The organism is Micromonospora sp. CPCC 205739, assembly GCF_036906795.1.
GTDB lineage: Bacteria > Actinomycetota > Actinomycetes > Mycobacteriales > Micromonosporaceae > Micromonospora.
In genome coordinates, this window is sequence record NZ_JBAKHS010000004.1 from 229,503 (window position 1) to 249,412 (window position 19,910).

Genomic DNA, 19,910 nt, shown 5'->3' on the forward strand with positions numbered 1-19,910 from the left:
CGCCGCTCTTGATCATGAAGTTGGCGGCAGTGAAACGGACGAATGCCACCGCCAACTTCATGATCGCCGGGGTGGCGGCAAGGGGGCGGGGGAGGGCGGAAGGGGGGAGCCCGCCCCCGGGGACCGGGGACGGGCTCCTGTGGTGCGTGGCGGTCGCGGGACCGCCGTCAGGCGGTGATCAGTTCACCGCGCCGATCGCGACCGAGCCGCGGCCGATGACCGCGCCCTCGGTGGTGGTCACGGCCAGGTCGCCGTAGAGCTCTCGGCCGGCGGCCGGGGCGGACAGGGCGGTCACCGTACCGGTGAGGGCGGCGGTGTCGCCGTGGTTCAGCGGGAGCGGGGTGGCCGGGGCGGACAGCGTGCCCAGCGACGGCGCGGAGAACGAGTCCCGGTAGTCGTAGGCGGTGCTGGTGCCCGGACCGTCGACGGCGTAGCCGTCCACCACCACCCGGTAGGTGCCGGCGGCCGGGTTGCTCAGCGTGACCGCCTCCTCCGAGTCACCGTCGGCCGAGCTGCCCACCCGGGTGGCGCCCAGGAAGACCGACAGGTCCAGGTCGGCGCCGAGGTCGGCGGTGTTGCCGATCCGGGCGGTGAAGCTGGTCGCCCCGGCCGGCACCGTCACCATGTACTCCTGCTGCGCGCCCTGGGCGATGGTCGGCCGCTCGGCGTGCACGCTGGACAGCGCGCCACCCTGGCCGGTCACCGACACCGGGCCGAAGGTGTTGGTCAGGCCCCAGGAGACCTGGGTCGGGGTGCCGGCGGTCACCGACGGCAGTGCGACGGTGGCCGGCTCTACCTGCACGCCCTGCACCCGGGCCTGGAGCTGGAACGGGTTGTTCAGCGACGGCGAGGTGCGCCGGGACTCCACCTCGATCTGCCAGACCCCGGGGATCGGGTTCTGGTAGTCCCGCTCCTGCGGCTTGCAGGCCGCCACGTTGGAGAAGTTGGTGTAGCAGGCGGTGCTGGCGGTGCTCTCCACCGGGATGCCGTACGGGTTGATGGCGATGAACCGGGTCTGCGAGCCGGTGGCGATGCCGGAGAGGTTGACCTGGAGCGCGCCCGCGCCGGCCGGGACGGTCACGAAGTACGACGTGAAGCTGTTCCGGTCGACCGAACCCTCGGCCGAGAAGGAGTACGCCGGCTGCCGCACGTCGTTGGAGACGACCACCACCGTGGAGACCTCGAAGTCGACCACGTTGGTGGCCGGATCGTCGATGGTCATCAGCGCGCCGTGCGCGCCGTCGGTGCGGGGCTTGGCGACCACGTTGACGGTGACCGTCTTGTTGAGCGGCAGCACCACCGACCGCGGGGCGGTGAAGGTGCCGTCGTTGCCGCGGAGCGTGACGTCGTGCCGGATGTTGCCGGCCGGTCCGCTGGTACGGGTGACCTTGACCTTGTAGGTCTTCGTCTGGTTGACCTTCTGGCCACCCTGCCCGGCGGCGCAGCGGTTGTAGACGCCCGCGCCGCGGTCAGGGTTCGGCACGAACGTGCCGGTGCCGGCGTCGTAGCGGGTCAGGTTCTTCGACAGCTCGGTGCAGACCGGCGCGTCCGAGGTGTACGAGCGGGTCTCGACGCCCTGGTCCAGCAGCTCCCAGGCGCCCGGCACGTTGAACATGCCGTAGCCCTGGGCGTAGGTGGCGACGCCCTCGATCGGCTGAGCCGAGCTGTAGATGGCCCGGCGCAGCGCGGCCGGGGTGACGCCCTGGTCGTTGGCCCGGGCGGCGGAGAGCAGCAGCGCGGCGGCGCCGGCGGCCTGCGGGGCGGCCATCGAGGTGCCGTTGAGCATCTGGTAGCCCGGCGGCAGCGGGTAGCCGGCCTCGGCGACCGGCACGCCCGGCAGCCAGGTCGGCGCGGTGGAGATCGCCGAGCCGGGGGCGGCGATGTTGGGCTTGAGACCGCCGTCCTCCCGCGGACCGCGCGAGGAGAAGTTGAACAGCGCGTTGTCCTTGCGGACCACCGAGCCGTAGTTGGCCAGCCAGGTCTCCTTGCTGATGCTGGCCGCGACGCTGACCGCGTTGGACGCCACCGACGGGTCGCCGATGGTGTTCAGGCCCGGGCCGGAGTTGCCGGCCGAGAGGAACAGCTGCACGCCGTAGGTGGTGATCAGGCTGTTGTAGAGCTGGGCGCGGGCGTTCGAGCCGTCGTTCAGCGCCGGCAGGCCGCCGATCGACATGTTGACCACGTCGACCTTGCGGTTGATCACCAGGTCGGCCATGCCGGTGGTGAGGGCCGCGGCGGTGCAGCCGCCCGTCCAGGTGCAGGCGCGGGAGGAGACCAGCTTGGCGCCGGGGGCCGCGCCGTCGAAGGCGCTGTTGCCGAGCATGTCGTTGGCGGCGGTGATGCCGGCGACGTGCGTGCCGTGGGTGGCCTGGACGATGCCGATGTTGACGAAGTCGGCGTACGGGCCGGGCTGCCCGTCACCCGGGTTGAGGTCGACGTCCTCGCGGTACTCGACGACGAACGGGATCTGCTCGCGGACGGCGGTGGCCGGGTTGTCCGTGCCGAAGTGGCCGACCTGGAACTTCTCCTTGTACGGGCGCATCAGCTCGTCGTCGGTGAAGTCGCGGTTGCCGTTGACGTCCACCCGGATGTCGTGGGTGTCGGTGCTGTAGAGGATCCCCCACGAGTCGGTGGTGTCACCGTCGCGGTTGACGTCACCGCCGACCTCGCTGGTCGCGCCGGCCGGGGCGGTGATCGACTCCCGGAAGGTGGCGAACCGGTAGCTGCCGGCCGGGGCCGTCCAGCTGGTGGTGCCGATGGTGAAGGTCGGGCCGGTCACCTCGGTGGTCATCGCGCGCCAGGTGGCGTCCTCGAGTGGGTCGGTCGAGGTGACCCAGTCGACGATCTTGCGCTCGCCGGTGGTGGTCTTCTGCAGCGCCGGCTGGTCGAGGTCCACCCCCGAGTCCATGATGCCGATGGTGACCCCGCGCCCGTCCCACTCGGGGTGGGCGGCCTTGAACGCCTCGGCGCCGGTCTCGTTGGTCGGCATGTACGGGTTGACGGCGCCGGTTCCTGCGCCCGGCCCGGCCAGGGTCTCGCCCTGCTCGGCGGCGGTCGCGCCGTTCGGCGCGGACTCCGGGGTCGGGTCCGGGAGCTGGATGATCTCGTCGAGGTCGACCGCGGCGACGCCGGGCAGCGTGGCGGTCTTGAGCACCTTCGCGGTGGGGACCTTGGCCAGCACGTACCCGATGGAGTCGAAGCGCTGGCTGACCGTGCCGCCGAGCTTCTTCACGGCGTCGGCGACGTCCTTCGCCTCACCCTTGTCGGTGGCGACGATCAGCGTGACGGTCGGCGCGTGCTTCGCCTCCGCCTCGGCGAGCAGCTTGGCGTCGTGCGCGCCCAGCGTCTCGACGGCGTTGGCGGGAGCGTCCGGACTGGTCGCGGGGGCGGCGCTCGCGGTGGCGACGCTGCCCGCACCGGCCATGGCGCCGGCGGCCACGACCGAGGCGAAGAGCCCGGCGGAGGTACGCCGGCTCAGATTGCGGGGTCTGCTCACGTTCTCTTTCCTCCAGAGAACAGGGCCCTGAGATGACAGGGCACGCGTGAGCGAATCCTTTGTGCTGCGTCGTGGTGGTGTCACTACCGAGCGGTACCTTGTGACCACTTCGTGACATGCACAGATGCGTACTGTCACATCCGCGACGCTAGGCGGACCGGTCCACCGTGGACGGGGCGTCGAGCAGCTCCGGGGCCTGCGGCTGGCGGGGCGCCACCTCGACCTGGGCCGGGGCGGCCAACTCCTGGTCGGAAACCCCCAGCTCGGCCAACTTGCGGGCGCTGACCAGCACCCGCGCCTCCAGCGAGCCCACCGCCCGGTTGTACGCGGTGACCGCCCCGCCGAGCGAGGAGCCGAGCTTGCCGACGTGGTCGCCCAGGGTGGACAGTCGTCCGTAGAGCTCGCGGGCCAGCGAGTGGACGGCGACCGCGTTGCGGGCCAGCGCCTCCTGCCGCCAGGAGTAGGCGACCGTACGCAGCAGGGCCACCAGGGTCGCCGGGGTCGCCAGCACCACGTCGCGGGCGAAGGCGTGCTCCAGCAGCGTCGGGTCGCGCTGCAACGCCACGTCGAGGAACGGATCGGCCGGCACGAAGAGCACCACGAACTCCGGTGTCGAGTCGAACGCCGACCAGTACGACTTCGCGGCCAGCGCGTCGACGTGCGCCCGCAGGTGCCGCGCGTGGGCGTCGAGGTGGGTGTCCCGCCCCCGCTCGTCGCGTGCCTCCATCGCGGTCAGGTACGCGTCGAAGGGCGCCTTGGCGTCCACCACCACCGTCCGGCCGCCGTGCAGCCGGACCACCAGGTCAGGGCGTACCCCCTGGTGGTCGGTGGCGGCGGTGACCTGCTCGTTGAAGTCGCAGTGCTCCAGCATGCCGGCGGCCTCGACGATCCGGCGCAGCTGGTGCTCGCCCCAGCGGCCCCGCACCTGCGGCGCCCGCAGCGCCGCCACCAGCTGCTTGGTCTCGGTGCGCAGCTCGCCGGAGACCGTGCTCATGGCGCGGACCTGCTCGCGCAGCTCGGCGTAGGCGTCGACCCGGTCGCGCTCCAGCTCGCCCACCCGCTGCTCGTAGCGGCGCAGGGTGTCGTGCAGCGGGGCCACCGCCCGGGCGACCGCCTCCTGCGACTGGGCGGTCGCCTCGTAGCTCAGCGCCCGCATCGACTGCTCCAGCCGCCCCTCGCCCTCCCGGGTGGCGGCCAGCGTCGCCTCCAAGCGGGCGATCTCGGTGGCCGACCGGGCCCGGGCGGCGTACCAGCCCACCGCACCGCCGGCGACGAGGCAGACGACCACCACGGCCAGCGTCGAGAAGTCCATCACCAGAGCTTGCCAAACGGGTACGACCGCACGTCTGCGGGTACGTTCAGCGCCATGGAACTTCTGCTCGTGGCGGTTCTCGTGGTGCTCCTGGTGGGCGGGTTCGTCTGGTGGCGGCGGGAGCAGGCCGCCCGCGAGGCGCGCAGCCTCGCCGACGTGCGCGCCGACGCCCAGCGCTGGTACGAGCGCCTCGGCGGGCAGGTGATGAACCTGCACGGCGACGCCCCGGCCGTACGCCAGGCGCTGGTCGACGCGGCGGAGCGCTACAACGCCGCGGGCAGCCAGCTGGAGCAGGCCGCGACGGTCCAGCAGTACCGGTTGGCCCGGGAGACCGCGCTGGAGGGGCTGGCGTACGCCCGCGCGGCGCGGGTGGCGCTCGGCCTGGACCCGGGGCCGGAGCTGCCCCCGCTGGCCGCCGCGCAGGGCACCGGCGAGTTGACCAAGGAACGCCAGGTGCAGGTGCAGGGGCAGACGTTCAAGGCCGGCCCGCAGCCGGGCGGGGACACGCCCTACTACTACCCCGGTGGGCGTTTCCAGGGGCGGCCGGTGCCGGCCGGCTGGTACTCGACGCCGTGGTGGAAGACCGCGCTGGGCGCGGGCGCCGGGGTGCTCGGCGGGTTACTGATCGCCGACGCGCTCTTCTCGCCGGCCTTCGCCGACCCGGGCTACGGCTACGAGGCCGGCTACCAGGAAGGCCCTAACGACGGCGCCGACCAGGGCGCGGACGCCGGTGACCAGGGCGCGGACGCCGGCGACCAGGGCGACTTCGGCGGCGCCGACCAGGCGGGCGACTTCGGTGGCGGCGACTTCGGCGGTGGCGACTTCGGGGGCGGGGACTTCGGCGGCGGCGGCGACTGGTGACCGCCGGCTGAACCACACGCGAAAGGCCCCGGTCGGCGTGACCGGGGCCTTTCGCGTCGCTCGTCAGCCGGTGTTGCGCATCCCGGCGGCGATGCCGTTGACCGTGGTGAGCAGGGCCCGCTCCAACGCCGTACCGTCGCTCGGCGCGCGACGGCCGCCCGGCGCGGTCGCCACCGCGCGCCCGGCGGCACCGGAGTCCCGGTACTGCCGCAGCAGCGCCACCTGGAGGTGGTGCAGCGGCTCCAGGTAGGTGTCCCGCACCGCGAGGGTGCGCTGGAGCACCGGCGAGTTCTCCAACAGGGCCGGCGAGGCGGTCACCGCCAGCACCTCCTGCTTGGTCAGCTCGTACTCCTGCTCGATCTTGTCGAAGATCGGGTGCAGCTTCTTCGGGACCAGGGTCTCCACGTAGCGGCGGGCGATGCTCAGGTCCGTCTTGGTCAGCATCATCTCGACGTTCGACAGGAACGTGCGGAAGAAGTGCCAGTTGCGGTTCATCTCGGCGAGCACGTCCTCCAGCCCGGCCGCCCGCGCCGCCGCCAGCCCGGAGCCGACCCCGAACCAGCCCGGCACGATCTGCCGGGTCTGCGTCCAGCCGAACACCCACGGGATGGCCCGCAGTCCGCCCAGCCCCGCCCCGGTGTTGGGGCGCTTCGCCGGCCGCGAGCCGATGTTGAGCGCGCCGAGCAGCTCGGTGGGGGTGGAGGCCCAGAAGTACGCCGGCAGGTCCGGGTCCTCGACCAGCCCCCGGTACGAGCGGAACGCCGACTCGGAGACCACGTCCATCGCCGCGTCCCAGCGTTCCAGCATCTCGGCCGGCTGGCGGGGCGCGGTGTGCAGCAGCGTCGCCTGGAGCACCGCCGCCACGGTCAGCTCCAGGTTCTCCCGGGCCAGCGCCGGCAGCGTGTACTTGTCGGAGATGACCTCGCCCTGCTCGGTCACCTTGATCGCGCCGTCCAGGGTGCCGTACGGCTGGGCCAGGATCGCGTCGTGCGTCGGCCCGCCGCCGCGCCCGACCGTGCCGCCCCGGCCGTGGAAGAGCCGCAGGTGCACGCCGTGCCGGGCGGCCACGTCCCGCAGCGCCCGCTGCGCCCGGTGGATCGACCACTGGCTGGTGGTGATGCCCGCCTCCTTGTTGGAGTCGGAGTAGCCCAGCATCACCTCCTGCACGTCGCCCCGGGCCGCGACCAGCGCCCGGTAGGCGGGCAGTGACAGCAGCTCGTCGAGCAGCTCGCCGCCGGCGTTCAGCTCGGCCGGGGTCTCCAGCAGCGGCACGAAGCCGATCCGGGCCCGCCCGCTGTGCACGTCGACCAGCCCGGCCTCGCGCCCGAGCACCACGGCGGCGAGCACGTCGTCCACGCCGAGGGTCATCGAGATGATGTACGACTCGATAACCTCGGCGCCGAACCGGTCCTGCGCCTCCCGGATCGCGCCGAACACGTCGAACGTCTTCTGCGCGTTCTCGGTCAGCGGAGTGTCCAGGGTCGACAGCGGCCGCCGGCCGGTCAGCTCGTCGGCGAGGAGCTTGGTCCGCTCCAGCCGGGTCAGCGACGGGTAGTCCGACACCTCGCCGACCGCCGCGTAGAGCTGGGCCAGCACCGCGTGGTGCGCCTCGGCGTGCTCGCGCACGTCCATGGTGGCCAGGTGCAGGCCGAACGCGGAGACCGTACGGATGGTGGAGGCGAGCCGGCCGACGGCGGTGAGCTGCCCGGAGTTGCGGGCCAGCGAGGCGCGCAGCAGCTCCAGGTCGGCGATCAGCTCGGCCGTGCCGCGGTAGTCCCGCCCCGGCACGTGCGGGGTGCCCTGACGCAGCCGCTCCCGGGTGTTGGCGAGCTTCGCCTTCACGCACCGCGCCTTGAGCCGGTACGGCTCCTCGGCGTTGACCCGGCGGAACCGGGGCGCCACCTCGGGCAGCGCGTCCAGGTCGGCGGCGAGGCTGGCGGAGAGGTCCAGCGACACCGCGCGCAGCCGGCGAGAGACGGAGACCTCGTTGATCAGGTGCTCCATCGCCGCCTCGGTGGCGGTGATGCCGTGCTCGTGCTGGATGTGCAGCACCTCGCGGGTGACCGCCGGGGTGACGAACGGGTTGCCGTCCCGGTCGCCGCCGATCCAGGTGCCGAAGGTCAGCGGGCGGGCCGTCGGCGAGGTCTCCACGCCGAGGGTGCGCAGCGTGTCGGCGAGGTCGTCGAGCACCTGCGGAGCGGCCTCGGCGTGCAGGTCGCGCAGGTAGTAGATGGCGTTGCGGGCCTCGTCGGTCGGGTCCGGCCGGTCCAGCCGCAGCTCGTCGGTCTGCCACATCAGGTCCAGCAGCTCGGCCAGGCGCCGGTTGGCCGGGCCCTCGTCGCTGGCGCCGTAGAGGATGGCGTTGGTGGTCTCGGTGTCCAGCTCGTCGGCGATGGCGCGCAGCTTGGACAGGATCGAACGGCGGGCCGCCTCGGTGGGGTGGGCGGTGAAGACCGGGCGTACCGCGAGCCGGCGGGCCGCCGCGGCGATCTCCTCGGCCGGCACGCCGCGCTCGGCGATCATCTTGGCCGCCTGGTCGAGCCAGCCGCCGTGCACCGCCCGGCGCCGGCGCAGGTCCCGGGCGCGGTGCACCTGCTCGGTGATGTTGGCCAGGTGGAAGTAGGTGGAGAAGGCGCGGGCCAGCTTGGTGCCGGTGGTGACGTCCAGCCCGCCGAGCCGCTGCGCGGCGGCCGGGGCGTCGGAGCGGACCTGGGCGCGGATCTCCTCGACCAGGTCGAGCAGGGGGCGGCCCTCCTGGCGGGCCAGGGTCTGGCCGAGCAGGGTGCCGAGGCGGCGGATGTCGGCCCGCAGGGCGGCGTCGGGGCCGTCGTGGTCGTGCTGGTCGGTCACCATGCGCTCCTTACGTGAGTACGAAGGACAGCGCTGTCCGACTCCGCCGATCGTATCCGTGGGGAGCCGCCGGTAAGGAGGGGGCCCGGGATGTCACCTTCCCCACGCTCGTCGTCCGCGCTCACCCGGCCTCGGCGTCCGGGTCGGTCGGACGATCGGAAAAGCGGTTGGTCGCGGCCGGTAGCGTCCGGACATGACCTCCCCGAACTACCCCCGCAAGCCCCGCCCCGGCGACCGGGTCGCGGTCGTCTCACCCTCCGCCGGCCTGCCGGGCCTCTTCCCCCACGTGTACGAACTGGGCCTGCGCCGGCTGCGCGAGGAGTTCGGCCTGGAGCCGGTGGAGTACCCGACCACCCGGACGATGGGCGCGGACCCGAGGGAGCGGGCCCGGGACCTCACCGCCGCCTTCGCCGACCCGACGGTCACCGCCGTGCTGGCCACCGTGGGCGGCGACGACCTGATCACGGTCACCCCGCACCTGGACGACGCGGTGCTGCGGGCCAACCCGAAGCCGTACTTCGGCTACTCGGACAACACCAACGTCCTCAACCACCTGTACCGGCTGGGCATCGTGGCGTACCACGGCGGATCGGTGCTGGTGCACCTCGGCCGGTCCGGCAGGGCGCACCCGCTCACCCTCGACTCGCTGCGCGCCGCCCTCTTCACCTCCGGCTGGTACGACCTGACGCCCGCGCCGGAGTGGGGTGACGAGCCGCGGGACTGGCGCGACCCGGCCACCCTGGCCGACGAGCCGGTGATGTTCCCCGGCACCGGCTGGCGCTGGCAGGGGCCGTCGACGGTGGTGCAGGGGCGCACCTGGGGCGGCAACCTGGAGATCCTGCACTGGCTGATGGCCGCCGACCGCGTCCCCACCGCCGCCGAACTGGCCGGCTCGGTGCTGGTCCTCGAAACCTCGCAGGAGCTGCCGTCCGCCCAGGAGGTGTTCCGGATCGTGCGGAACATGGGGGAGCGGGGGCTGCTCGCCGCCTTCCCCGCCGTCGTCGTCGGCCGCCCCAAGGCGTGGGACTTCGACAACCCCCGGCCGGTCGCCGATCGGCTGGCCTGGGCCGCGGCGCAGCGGGAGGCGGTCACCCGGGCGCTGGCCCCGTACCGCCCGGACGCGGTGGTGGTCTTCGACGTCGACCTCGGCCACACCGACCCGCAGCTGATCATCCCGTACGGCGGCGAGATCCGGGTGGACGCCGTCGAGCGGCGGATCTCCGTGCGGTACTGACCGGCGGTCCTGGCCTCCGCCGCACGTCGGGGTGCGCCGGTCAGCCGACGACGGCGAAGGCGCGGACCGGGAAGGTGCTCATGCCGGCCACCATCGGCGGGGCGGCGGTGAAGCGGAACCCTTCCGGGGGCAGGCCGTCCAGGCCGGTCAGGTGCTCCACGATCGGGATGCCGGCGGCCAGCAGCGCGCTGTGCACGGGGCGCTCACCCCCGGCCGCCGGGGTCATGTCGTCGATGTTGACCGAGTCGATGCCGACCAGCGCGGCACCCGCCTCCACCAGGGCGCGAGCCCCGTCCCCGGTCAGGTAGGGGGCGTCCGGTGCGCCGTACCGGTCGGTGCCGAAGTGCGCGGACCAGCCGGTGTGCAGCAGCACCGCGCGCCCGGCGACGTCGTACGGCGCCAGCAGCAGCCGGTCCACCGCGCGGGTGCCGGCCGGCACCCGGACCACCACGCCGGGCAGGTCGGCGAGGCGGTCCAGCGGGGTGCCGGTGAGGTCGACGCCGTCGGCCCAGCGATGCGCGGGCGTGTCCAGGTACGTCCCGGTGTTGGCGATCATGTCGATCCGGCCCACCTGGAACTCGGTGCCCGGGGCGTAGCTCGCCCGGGACGCCTCGCGGGTCAGCCACTCGCTGATCGACGGGCCCGGCCACCCGGGCAGGGTGACCATGCCGTTGGTGATCACGTGACTCAGCTCGACCAGGCGGCGGCCCGTGTCACCCCGGTCAGTGGTGACGCCCCGGCCGCCCTTGTGCGGCTCCTCGACGATCGTCTTGCCGCTGATCCGCACCTCGGCGACCATCAGCAGCCCCAGGTGGCGGACGAAGAGCGCGGCCAGCGCCGCGTCGTCGATCTCCGGCCCCGGGATGTCCAGCCGGAACCCGTCGGTCCGCAGCCCACCCCCGTTGGCGAACGTGACCTCCGCGTCGAACCGCGCCCGGTACTGCTTCCCCATCCACCCACCCGACCACGCCCCACACAGCCCCGTCAAGATCCCCTCGCGCCGCCCCCACCCGGGTCGAGATCCCCGCGCTTTCCGATGAAAAGTGGCCTGCGACGTGCCACTCGTTCCGGGAATTCGTGCCCGTGGGGGTGGGGGTGGGCGGGTCCCGGGCCGGCCCTCACGGCTGGGCCCGGATTGTCCGCCGGGCGGGATAGTCTCGACGGGTGCACCCCCCGTCCGGCTGGACGCGGGGCCGTCGCCGTGCGTCGATTTCCTGGAAGTGATCACAGATGCTCACCGGACTCTTCTCCGCCGCCCTGGCCGATCCCGGGCTGGCCCGGGCGCGTGACCTGGCGCGCTCCGGTGCCGCCCAGGTCGACGGCCTCGATCTCACCGCCCCGGCGGCGCTGCGACCGTTCGCCGTCGCCGCCGTCGCGGCCGACCCGATCGACGGAGGGCCCGGTGGCGGCGCCGGCCGCCCGGTGCTCGCCGTGACCGCCACCACCCGCGAGGCCGACGACCTGGCCTCGGCGTTGGGCAGCCTGCTCCCGCCCGAGCAGGTGGCGGTCTTCCCGTCCTGGGAGACGCTGCCCCACGAGCGGCTCTCGCCCCGCTCCGACACCGTCGGCCGCCGGTTGGCGGTGCTGCGCCGGTTGGCGCACCCGCAGTCGGCCGACGCGCACGGCCGCACCGGCCCGCTGCGGGTGGTCGTCGCGCCGGTGCGGTCGCTGCTGCAACCGCAGCTCAAGGGGCTCGGCGACCTCGAACCGGTGCAGCTGTCCGCCGGCGACGAGGCCGATCTGGAGGAGGTCGCCCGCCGGCTCACCGACATGGCGTACGCGCGGGTCGACCTGGTCACCAAGCGCGGCGAGTTCGCCGTCCGCGGCGGCATCCTGGACGTCTTCCCGCCCACCGACGAGCACCCGTCCCGGGTCGAGTTCTGGGGCGACGAGGTGGAGGAGATCCGCACCTTCGCGGTGGCCGACCAGCGCACCATCGAGGGCGTCCCGCAGCTCTGGGCGCCGCCCTGCCGGGAGCTGCTGCTCACCCCGGCGGTGCGGGAGCGGGCCGCCGCCCTGGCCGGAGAGCACCCCGAGCTGGCCGAGATCCTCGACAAGCTGGCCGAGGGCATCCCCGTCGAGGGGATGGAGTCGCTGGTCCCGGCGCTGCTCGGCAACGAGAGCCTGGAGCTGCTGCTGGACTGCATGCCGGCCGGCACCCACGTACTGCTCTGCGACCCGGAGCGGATCCGTACCCGGGCGCACGACCTGGTCCGTACCTCGGACGAGTTCCTCCAGGCCAGCTGGGCCGCGGCCGCGACCGGCGGTCAGGCCCCGGTCGACCTCGGCGCCGCTGCCTTCAAGACCCTGGCCGAGGTACGCGCGGCGGCCCGCACGCTGCGCCAGCCCTGGTGGACCCTCGCCCCGTTCGGTCTGGGCGAGGCCGGTGCCACCGCGGAGGTCCGGCAGCCCTGGGAGGACGAGCCGGCCGAGGTGGACGTCACGCCCGACGACGCGATCGCGGTGAGCCTGGCCGCGCAGCCCGCTCCGCTCTACCACGGGGAGACCTCGCGGGTGGTCGACGACATCAAGCGCTGGGCCGGCGAGGGCTGGTCGGTCGCGCTGGTCTTCGAGGGGCACGGTCCCGCCGAGCGGGCCGTCGAGGTGCTCCGCGACGCCGGTCTGGGCGCCCGGCTGGTCGAGGAGGTGCCGACCGCGCCCGCCCCGGGCGAGCTGCTGGTCAGCTGCGGTCGCCTGACCGCCGGCTTCGTCGACGAGGCGTCGAAGTTCGTGCTGCTCACCGGCAACGACGTCACCGGCGGCCGGGGCACCTCCACCCGGGACATGCGCAAGATGCCGAGCCGGCGGCGCAACACCATCGACCCGCTGGAGCTCAAGGCCGGCGACCACGTGGTGCACGAGCAGCACGGCATCGGCCGCTACGTCGAGCTGGTGCAGCGCACCGTCAACGGCGCCTCCCGGGAGTACCTGGTCATCGAGTACGCGGCGAGCAAGCGCGGCCAGCCCGGCGACCGGCTCTTCGTCCCCACCGACCAGCTCGACCAGCTCTCCCGCTACGTCGGCGGCGAGCAGCCCACCCTGCACAAGATGGGCGGCTCGGACTGGCAGAAGTCCAAGGCGCGGGCCCGCAAGGCGGTCAAGGAGATCGCCGCGCAGCTGATCCAGCTCTACGCCGCCCGCAAGGCGTCCAAGGGGCACTCGTTCGGCCCCGACACCCCGTGGCAGCGGGAGCTGGAGGACGCCTTCCCCTGGCAGGAGACGCCGGACCAGCTCGCCGCGATCGAAGAGGTCAAGCGGGACATGGAGCAGACGGTCCCGATGGACCGGCTGATCTGCGGCGACGTCGGCTACGGCAAGACCGAGATCGCGGTGCGCGCGGCGTTCAAGGCGGTGCAGGACGGCAAGCAGGTGGCGGTGCTGGTGCCGACCACGCTGCTGGTGCAGCAGCACTACAACACCTTCGCCGAGCGGATGAGCCAGTTCCCGGTGCAGATCCGGCAGCTGTCCCGGTTCCAGACGCCGAAGGAGTCCGAGCGGACCCTGGAGATGGTGGCCGACGGGACGGTGGACATCGTCATCGGCACCCACCGGCTGCTCCAGACGGCCACCCGGTTCAAGCAGCTCGGCCTGGTCATCGTCGACGAGGAGCAGCGCTTCGGCGTCGAGCACAAGGAGCACCTGAAGAGCCTGCGCGCCTCGGTCGACGTGCTCAGCATGTCGGCCACGCCGATCCCCCGGACGCTGGAGATGGCGATCACCGGCATCCGGGAGATGTCCACCATCGCCACCCCGCCGGAGGAGCGGCACCCGGTGCTCACCTTCGTCGGGGCGTACGACGACCGGCAGGTGGCCGCCTCCATCCACCGCGAGCTGCTCCGCGACGGGCAGGTCTTCTACCTGCACAACCGGGTCGAGTCGATCGACAAGGCGGCCCGGCGCATCCGCGAGCTGGTGCCGGAGGCGCGGGTGGCGGTGGCGCACGGCCAGATGGGCGAGGACGCGCTGGAGAAGGTGATGGTCGGCTTCTGGGAGAAGGAGTTCGACGTCCTGGTCTGCACCACCATCGTGGAGTCCGGCATCGACATCCCGAACGCCAACACCCTGATCGTGGAGCGGGCCGACCTGCTCGGCCTGGCCCAGCTGCACCAGATCCGGGGCCGGGTCGGCCGGGGCCGGGAGCGGGCGTACGCGTACTTCCTCTACCCGCCGGAGAAGCCGCTCACCGAGCACGCCCACGAGCGGCTGGCCACCATCGCCCAGCACACCGAGCTGGGCGCCGGCATGTACGTGGCGATGAAGGACCTGGAGATCCGGGGCGCCGGCAACCTGCTCGGCGGCGAGCAGTCCGGCCACATCGAGGGCGTCGGCTTCGACCTGTACGTCCGGATGGTCGGTGAGGCGGTGTCGGCGTTCAAGGGCGAGCGCACCGAGGAGGAGGTCGACGTCAAGATCGACCTTCCGATCGACGCGCACCTGCCGCACGACTACGTCGGCGTGGAGCGGCTGCGCCTGGAGATGTACCGCAAGCTGGCCGAGGCGCGCGACGAGGAGCGGCTGCGCGAGGTGGTGGCCGAGATGACCGACCGGTACGGCGAGCCGCCCGCCCCGGTGCAGAACCTGGTCGCGGTGGCCCGGTTCCGCCTGCTGGCCCGCCGGTACGGCCTGACCGACGTGTCGATGCAGGGCAAGCACATCCGGTTCGGCCCGCTGCCGCTGCCCGACTCCAAGCAGCTGCGGCTCAAGCGCTACCACCCGGACTCGGTCTACAAGTCCGCGCTCGACCAGGTCAGCGTGCCCCGGCCGAGCACCCGCCGGGTCGGCGGCGAGCCGCTGCGCGACCAGGCACTGCTGGAGTGGTGCGCGCAGCTTCTCTCCGACGTGCTGGGCGAGCCGGCGGCGCTGGCGGGGGCGTCGGCGTGAGGCTGCGCGCCCGTGGTGGGCGGCGTCACACCACCGTGCCGAGCATGAGAGAGTGACCGGCATGCGTGCACGCCGTCTCATCGCCGCCGCCAGCGTCGCGGCTCTCGGTGTCCTCTCCCTCGCCGCCTGCGGGAAGTCCTCGCCCGACGTGGCCGCGTACGTCGGTGACCGGACCTACTCGGTCGCCCGGGTCGACGCGATCTACGAGGACGCCCAGGCGAAGTACGCGGAGGCGATCCGCCAGAGCGCGACGCAGGCCGGCGTCACCCCGACCGCGGAGCAGCTCCGCTCCGCGGTGACCCGGCAGGACGTGGTGAACCTGCTGGTCAGCATCGACCTGGGCCGGAAGGTCGTGGCCGAGCAGGGCCTGCAGGTGACGGACCAGGTCACCCCGGAGCAGCTCGCCCCGCAGCTGCAGATGCCGGCGCAGGCCGAGTTCGCCAAGCTCTGGGGCGAGTGGGCCGACATCTCCCTGGTGCTCACCCAGAAGCTGCCGCCGGCCGAGCTCAGCGACGCCGCGGTGATGGCCGTCTACGACGCGATCGAGAAGACCGGCGGGATCCAGTCCGGCCTCTCGGTGGCCCAGGTGCGGCAGCTCTTCGGTGAGGGCGGCTTCGTCCGTACCGCGTCGGCGCTCAGCGCCGCGCTGGAGGAGCAGGCCGACAAGGTGGACCTGTCGGTCAACCCGCGCTTCCGGCCGCTCGGCGTCCCGTCCTGGGTCAACAAGGGCCAGGAGCTGGTCTTCTACGCCCTGCCGTACGTCGACGCCAGCGGCCCGGTGACCGACATCTCGACCCCGGAGCCGGTCGCCACCCCGGCCGAGCCGACCGGGCCGGTGGCCCCCTGAGCATGCCCGCCCGGATCGTCCTGCTGGTCACGTCGCCCCGGCTGCCGGCCGGCCTGCTGACCGCCGCCGCCTGGGACGTCGTACGCTCCGCGCCGGTGCTGGCCGGCGCGGAGAGCGCGCTGACCACGGCGGTGCGGGCGGCGGGCGCCGAGGTCACGGTGGTGGAGACCGGCGCGACGCAGGCGCTGCTCGACGCGGTGGCCGCGCACGGCACGGCGGTCTGGTTGGCCGGTCCCGCCGGTGACGAGGCGCTCGCCCGGGAGCTGGGCCTGCGGCTGGCCCGCAAGCCGGGGCTGGCCGAGCTGGAGCTGATGTACGGCTCCTGGGACCCGCCCGGCGCACGGCTGCTCGACGCGGTCGAGGTGATGGACCGGCTCGCCTCGCCCGGCGGCGACCCGTGGAAGCGCTCGCAGACCCACCGCAGCCTCGCCGGCTTCCTGCTGGAGGAGTGCTACGAGGCCTACGACGCGATCAGCGCCGACGACACCGACGCGCTCCGCGAGGAGCTGGGCGACGTGCTGCTCCAGGTGCTGCTGCACGCCCGGCTCGCCGAGGAGCTGCCCGAGGACGAGCGGTGGAGCGTCGACGACGTGGCCGGCGGCCTGGTGGACAAGATGGTTCGCCGCAATCCGCACGTCTTCGCCGGTGCGGAGACCGGCACGCTGGAGGAGATCGAGGCGAGCTGGGAGCGGATCAAGCAGGCCGAGAAGGCCCGGGCATCGGTGCTGGACGGCGTCGCGCTGAGCCAGCCCGCGCTCGCCCTGGCCGCCAAGATCCTGGACCGCGCGGCTCGGGTCGGCCTGGCCGTCCCGCCCCCGCTGGCCGACACCCAGGTGGACCCCGAGGCGAGACTCGGTGCCAGCCTCCTGGCCACCGTCGCCGCGGCGAGGCAGGCCGGCATCGACCCCGAGGCGGCGCTGCGCCGCACCACCCTCGCCTACGCCGACGCCGTCCGCACCGCCGAGGCAACCGGGTCCACCCCGCCCGCCGAGCCAAGCTGATCAACAGCGACCCGCCGGAGGTACGCGAACTTCGTGATCACCGGCCCATGGGTGGACGGTGGGGTCGGTAGGGTCGGGGGATGGAAGAGTTCGTGCCGCTGGCGGAGCGGATCGTCGAGGCGTTGCTGGAGAGCCGCCCCGGGCTCGCCACCTCCGCCGGGGACCACCGCTACGACGACCGGCTGCCCGACCTCTCCCCGGAGGCGGTCAAGGCCGACCAGGCGATGCTGCGGGAGGCCGCCGACGCGCTCTCCGAGCTGGACCCCGACGCGCTCGACGTCGAGGAGCAGGTCGACCACGCGCTGCTCAGCGCCCTGGTCGACCGGGAGCTGTTCGAGCTGGGCGAGATCCGCGCGTACGAGTGGGACCCGCTGCGGCACAACCCGGGGCCGCTGCTGCACGCGCTGGTGGCCCGCCCGTACGCCCCGGTCGAGGAGCGCCTCACCCACCTGACCGGGCGGCTGTCGGCCGTACCCGATGCGCTGGCGACCGCGCGCGCGACGCTGCGCGACATGCCGCGGATCCACGCCGAGACGGCGGTGGGGCAGTTCACCGGCACGGCCGCGCTGATCCGCGACGAGGTACCCCTGCTGCTGGCGCAGGCGCCCGCGCTGTTCGACCGGGTGGAGCCGGCCGCCACCGGGGCCATCGCAGCGCTGGAGGAGTTCGTGGCCTGGCTGCGCGGCGGGCTCGCCGCCGACGCCGGGCCGGGGCGCGACCCCCGGCTGGGCCGGCGGCGCTGGGAGGCGCGGCTGTGGCACACCCTCGACACCGAGCTGGGCGCCGCCGAGGTGCAGCGCCGCGCCTGGGCCAACCTGGAGCGGGTCACCGAGGAGATCCGCGCGGCGGCCGTCGAGCTGGTCGGCGGGCCGGCCGACGACGAGACGGTACGCCGCGCGCTGGACCTGCTCGCCGCCGAGCACCCGGACGACAGCTCCATCGTGGACCTCGCCTCGACCACGCTGGACGAGGCCGTCGACTTCGTCCGGCACCACGACCTGATCACCCTGGTCGACGACCCGTGCGTGATCCAGGAGATGCCCGAGTTCGCCCGGGGCGTCGCGGTCGCCTACTGCGACTCGCCCGGCCCGCTGGAGACGGCGGCGCTGCCCACCTTCTACTGCATCGCGCCCACCCCGGCGGAGTGGCCCGCGCACCGGGTCGAGTCGTTCTACCGGGAGTACAACGACCACATGATCCGCAACCTGACCGTGCACGAGGCGATGCCCGGTCACTTCCTCCAGCTCGCCCACGCCCGCCGGTACGCCGGCCCGACCCGGGTCCGCCCGCTGACCGAGTCCGGGGTGTTCATCGAGGGCTGGGCGGTCTACACCGAGGAGCTGATGGCCGGCCTCGGCTTCGGCGGCCTGCCGGTGCGGTTGCAGCAGCTCAAGATGCAGCTGCGGATGACCATCAACGCGCTGCTCGACCAGCTGGTGCACTGCGAGGAGCTGCCCGAGTCCGAGGCGATGGCGCTGATGACCGGGCGCGGCTTCCAGGAGGAGGGCGAGGCGGCCGGCAAGTGGCGGCGGGCGCTGCTGACCTCCACCCAGCTCTCCACCTACTTCGTCGGCTACAGCGAGATGGCCGACATCGCCTCGTCGCGCCCGGACGGGGTGTCGGTGCGCGACTGGCACGACGCGATGCTCGCGCACGACTGCCCGCCGCCGCGCCACCTGCGCACCCTGCTGGGCATCTGAGGCGGGTCTCAGCGCCCCCCGGCGGTCACCGTCGCGTCGATCAGCCAGCGCGAGATGGAGTACGCCGGCGGCAGCTCCGCCGGCAGCGCGTCCAGCGGGAACCAGCGCGCCTCGACCAGTTCGCGCGCGTCCACCACCGGCTCCGCCGTCGGGTCGGCGGCGGTGGCGGTGAACCCGGTCAGCAGCGTCCCCGGGCCGGACATCGCCCACGGCTGGCTGCCGAAGTACGCCACCCGGTCGACGGCGAGCCCGACCTCCTCGCCGACCTCCCGGCGGACCGCCGCCTCCAGCGTCTCGCCCGCCTCCACGAACCCGGCCACCAGCGCCCACAGCTCCGTCGGCCCGTACGCGTGCCGGACCAGCAGCAGCTCGTCGGGGCCGCCGGCCGGGCCGGGGCGGGTGATCGCGGTGAGCACGGCGGCGGAGAGCCGCATCGGCACGTAGAGGTCGCAGCCCGGGCACCGGCGGGACGTCTCGCCGGGCACGTCGGCCAGCTCGGCGCGGCAGGCCCCGCACCACCGGTGGGTACGCCGCCAGGTGACCACCGCCAGCGCCCGCCCGGCCGCCGTGGCGTACGGCTCCGGCAGCTCGGCGGCGAGCGACCGCCAGCTGCGCCAGCGCCCGGTCGGCTGGTCGCTCCCGGCCGCCTCGGCGACCTCGGCCGCCCAGGCCGGTACGCCGTCCAGCGTGCCGATCGGCACCCAGTCGGTGCCGGCGGGCAGCTCGCCGACGCGGGCGGGCTGCCCGTCGGCCCGGGTGAGCACCCGGCGGCCGGAGACCGGCAGAGCCAGGTCGTCCGGGGCCGGCGCGGCGCTGCCGTCCGCTCCGGGCAGGAAACCCTCGCCGTTGCGCATCGCCGGTTCGCCGGCGGTGGCCGGGTCGGCGGGAAGCTCGGGGGAGGGCGTGGTCACGAGACGGTCGGCCGGCGGTCCACCACACCCGCACCCGCCGGCACGGCGAAGACGGTCGCGTCGACCGTCTCGGTGTAGCGGGTCAGCGCCACCTCGGTCGGGGTGCCGTCGAGGGTGCCGGTGAAGCTGCCCAGCACCCCCTCGGTGGTGACGCAGGTGGTGAAGTCGCCGGCCGAGCGGCGCACGTCCACGCAGGTGGCGTGGTGCCCGGCGACGGTGGTGTCGGACTGGGTGATCTGGGCCTGCGGGTCGAGGGCGGCCTCGGTGAGCAGCGCCATCACGGCCGGTGGGGTGACCAGCCCTCGCTTGTCCGCCTCCGTGTAGACGACCACGGAGGGCTTGCCGGCGGTCAGCTCCGGCGGCAGCACGGTGCAGGCGGTCCGCCCGCCGGTGATCTCGCACCGGGTGACGGCCTCCTGGGTCACCGTGATCTTGCCGTCGGACCAGGTGTAGGAGGAGCGCAGCGGCTCCTCCGTCTGCGCGATCGAGGCCGTCCGGCCGCCGGCGAAGCGGTAGTCCGCGGCCCAGGTCCCGGTCAGTGCGCCGTCCATCCGGGCGGCCAGGTCGTTGACCAGGTCGGCCCGGCCCAGCGCCCGTCCGGCGTCGTCCAGGGTCTGGCATCCGGTCACCGTGAGCGACGCGGCGAGCGACACGGCCAGCACGCGGAGAGTGGTCGATACGGCGGGCATGGCGACCAGGGTGGTCGATCGGGTCCACCCGACGCAAACCCGTTGCCGGTTGAGGCCCGAGAATCCGGGAATGTCCGTCTCAGCCCTCGCGCCGGTGGCGATTCACGGTGCGGTGGGTACGGCGGGCG

General features: G+C 73.6%; 12 protein-coding genes. 6 read left to right on the forward strand and 6 right to left on the reverse strand.

The window, feature by feature from the left end:
* Positions 1-178 precede the first annotated feature (178 nt).
* Both V6U88_RS09320 and V6U88_RS09325 read right to left on the reverse strand, forming a co-directional pair.
* Positions 179-3,496 carry a S8 family serine peptidase gene (locus V6U88_RS09320; protein WP_334451598.1) on the reverse strand — a complete coding sequence of 1,106 codons (3,318 nt, stop codon included), beginning with the start codon at positions 3,494-3,496 and terminating at the stop codon, positions 179-181.
* A gap of 148 nt (positions 3,497-3,644) precedes the next feature.
* Positions 3,645-4,808 carry a DNA recombination protein RmuC gene (locus tag V6U88_RS09325; protein WP_334451600.1) on the reverse strand — a complete coding sequence of 388 codons (1,164 nt, stop codon included), beginning with the start codon at positions 4,806-4,808 and terminating at the stop codon, positions 3,645-3,647.
* Between the two features lie 54 nt (positions 4,809-4,862).
* Here V6U88_RS09325 and V6U88_RS09330 point away from each other — a divergent pair, with 54 nt between their 5' ends.
* Positions 4,863-5,669: a hypothetical protein gene (locus V6U88_RS09330; protein ID WP_334451602.1), complete on the forward strand. Its 807-nt coding sequence runs from the start codon at positions 4,863-4,865 to the stop codon at positions 5,667-5,669.
* Between the two features lie 63 nt (positions 5,670-5,732).
* On the opposite strand, the gene ppc is transcribed toward V6U88_RS09330, so the two are convergent.
* Positions 5,733-8,519, reverse strand: a complete 2,787-nt coding sequence (gene ppc / locus V6U88_RS09335; protein WP_334451604.1) for a phosphoenolpyruvate carboxylase — start codon at positions 8,517-8,519, stop codon at positions 5,733-5,735.
* A gap of 193 nt (positions 8,520-8,712) precedes the next feature.
* Between ppc and V6U88_RS09340 the strand changes: the two genes are divergently transcribed.
* Positions 8,713-9,753: a S66 family peptidase gene (locus tag V6U88_RS09340; RefSeq protein WP_334451606.1), complete on the forward strand. Its 1,041-nt coding sequence runs from the start codon at positions 8,713-8,715 to the stop codon at positions 9,751-9,753.
* 40 nt (positions 9,754-9,793) lie between these two features.
* Here the strand turns inward: V6U88_RS09340 and V6U88_RS09345 are convergent, their stop codons facing one another.
* Positions 9,794-10,705, reverse strand: a complete 912-nt coding sequence (locus V6U88_RS09345; RefSeq protein ID WP_334451608.1) for a cyclase family protein — start codon at positions 10,703-10,705, stop codon at positions 9,794-9,796.
* 278 nt (positions 10,706-10,983) lie between these two features.
* Here V6U88_RS09345 and mfd point away from each other — a divergent pair, with 278 nt between their 5' ends.
* From mfd to V6U88_RS09365, 4 genes are all read left to right on the forward strand, one after another.
* Complete coding sequence (gene mfd / locus V6U88_RS09350) at positions 10,984-14,634, forward strand: transcription-repair coupling factor (RefSeq protein WP_334451610.1); 3,651 nt, start codon at positions 10,984-10,986, stop codon at positions 14,632-14,634.
* Positions 14,635-14,695: 61 nt separating this feature from the next.
* On the forward strand, positions 14,696-15,481 hold the full coding sequence (locus V6U88_RS09355; RefSeq protein WP_334451612.1) for a hypothetical protein: 786 nt from the start codon (positions 14,696-14,698) through the stop codon (positions 15,479-15,481).
* Between the two features lie 2 nt (positions 15,482-15,483).
* On the forward strand, positions 15,484-16,482 hold the full coding sequence (locus V6U88_RS09360) for a nucleoside triphosphate pyrophosphohydrolase (protein ID WP_334451614.1): 999 nt from the start codon (positions 15,484-15,486) through the stop codon (positions 16,480-16,482).
* An 80-nt stretch (positions 16,483-16,562) separates the two neighbouring features.
* Positions 16,563-18,182: a DUF885 domain-containing protein gene (locus V6U88_RS09365; protein ID WP_334451615.1), complete on the forward strand. Its 1,620-nt coding sequence runs from the start codon at positions 16,563-16,565 to the stop codon at positions 18,180-18,182.
* Positions 18,183-18,190: 8 nt separating this feature from the next.
* On the opposite strand, the gene nudC is transcribed toward V6U88_RS09365, so the two are convergent.
* A complete protein-coding gene (gene nudC, locus V6U88_RS09370; protein WP_334451616.1) occupies positions 18,191-19,093 on the reverse strand; it encodes an NAD(+) diphosphatase in 903 nt (300 codons plus the stop codon).
* Positions 19,090-19,782: a hypothetical protein gene (locus V6U88_RS09375; protein ID WP_334451618.1), complete on the reverse strand. Its 693-nt coding sequence runs from the start codon at positions 19,780-19,782 to the stop codon at positions 19,090-19,092. The genes nudC and V6U88_RS09375 overlap by 4 nt, the downstream gene beginning before the upstream one ends.
* Positions 19,783-19,910: the final 128 nt, after the last annotated feature.

What these genes read in the sequence shown, in the direction of transcription:
- V6U88_RS09325 (WP_334451600.1), bottom strand. Translation starts at nt 4,808, where the DNA reads ATGGACTTCTCGACGCTGGCCGTGGTGGTCGTCTGCCTCGTCGCCGGC.
- V6U88_RS09330 (WP_334451602.1), top strand. Translation starts at nt 4,863, where the DNA reads ATGGAACTTCTGCTCGTGGCGGTTCTCGTGGTGCTCCTGGTGGGCGGG.
- V6U88_RS09340 (WP_334451606.1), top strand. Translation starts at nt 8,713, where the DNA reads ATGACCTCCCCGAACTACCCCCGCAAGCCCCGCCCCGGCGACCGGGTC.
- V6U88_RS09345 (WP_334451608.1), bottom strand. Translation starts at nt 10,705, where the DNA reads ATGGGGAAGCAGTACCGGGCGCGGTTCGACGCGGAGGTCACGTTCGCC.
- mfd (WP_334451610.1), top strand. Translation starts at nt 10,984, where the DNA reads ATGCTCACCGGACTCTTCTCCGCCGCCCTGGCCGATCCCGGGCTGGCC.
- V6U88_RS09355 (WP_334451612.1), top strand. Translation starts at nt 14,696, where the DNA reads ATGCGTGCACGCCGTCTCATCGCCGCCGCCAGCGTCGCGGCTCTCGGT.
- V6U88_RS09360 (WP_334451614.1), top strand. Translation starts at nt 15,484, where the DNA reads ATGCCCGCCCGGATCGTCCTGCTGGTCACGTCGCCCCGGCTGCCGGCC.
- V6U88_RS09365 (WP_334451615.1), top strand. Translation starts at nt 16,563, where the DNA reads ATGGAAGAGTTCGTGCCGCTGGCGGAGCGGATCGTCGAGGCGTTGCTG.
- V6U88_RS09375 (WP_334451618.1), bottom strand. Translation starts at nt 19,782, where the DNA reads ATGCCCGCCGTATCGACCACTCTCCGCGTGCTGGCCGTGTCGCTCGCC.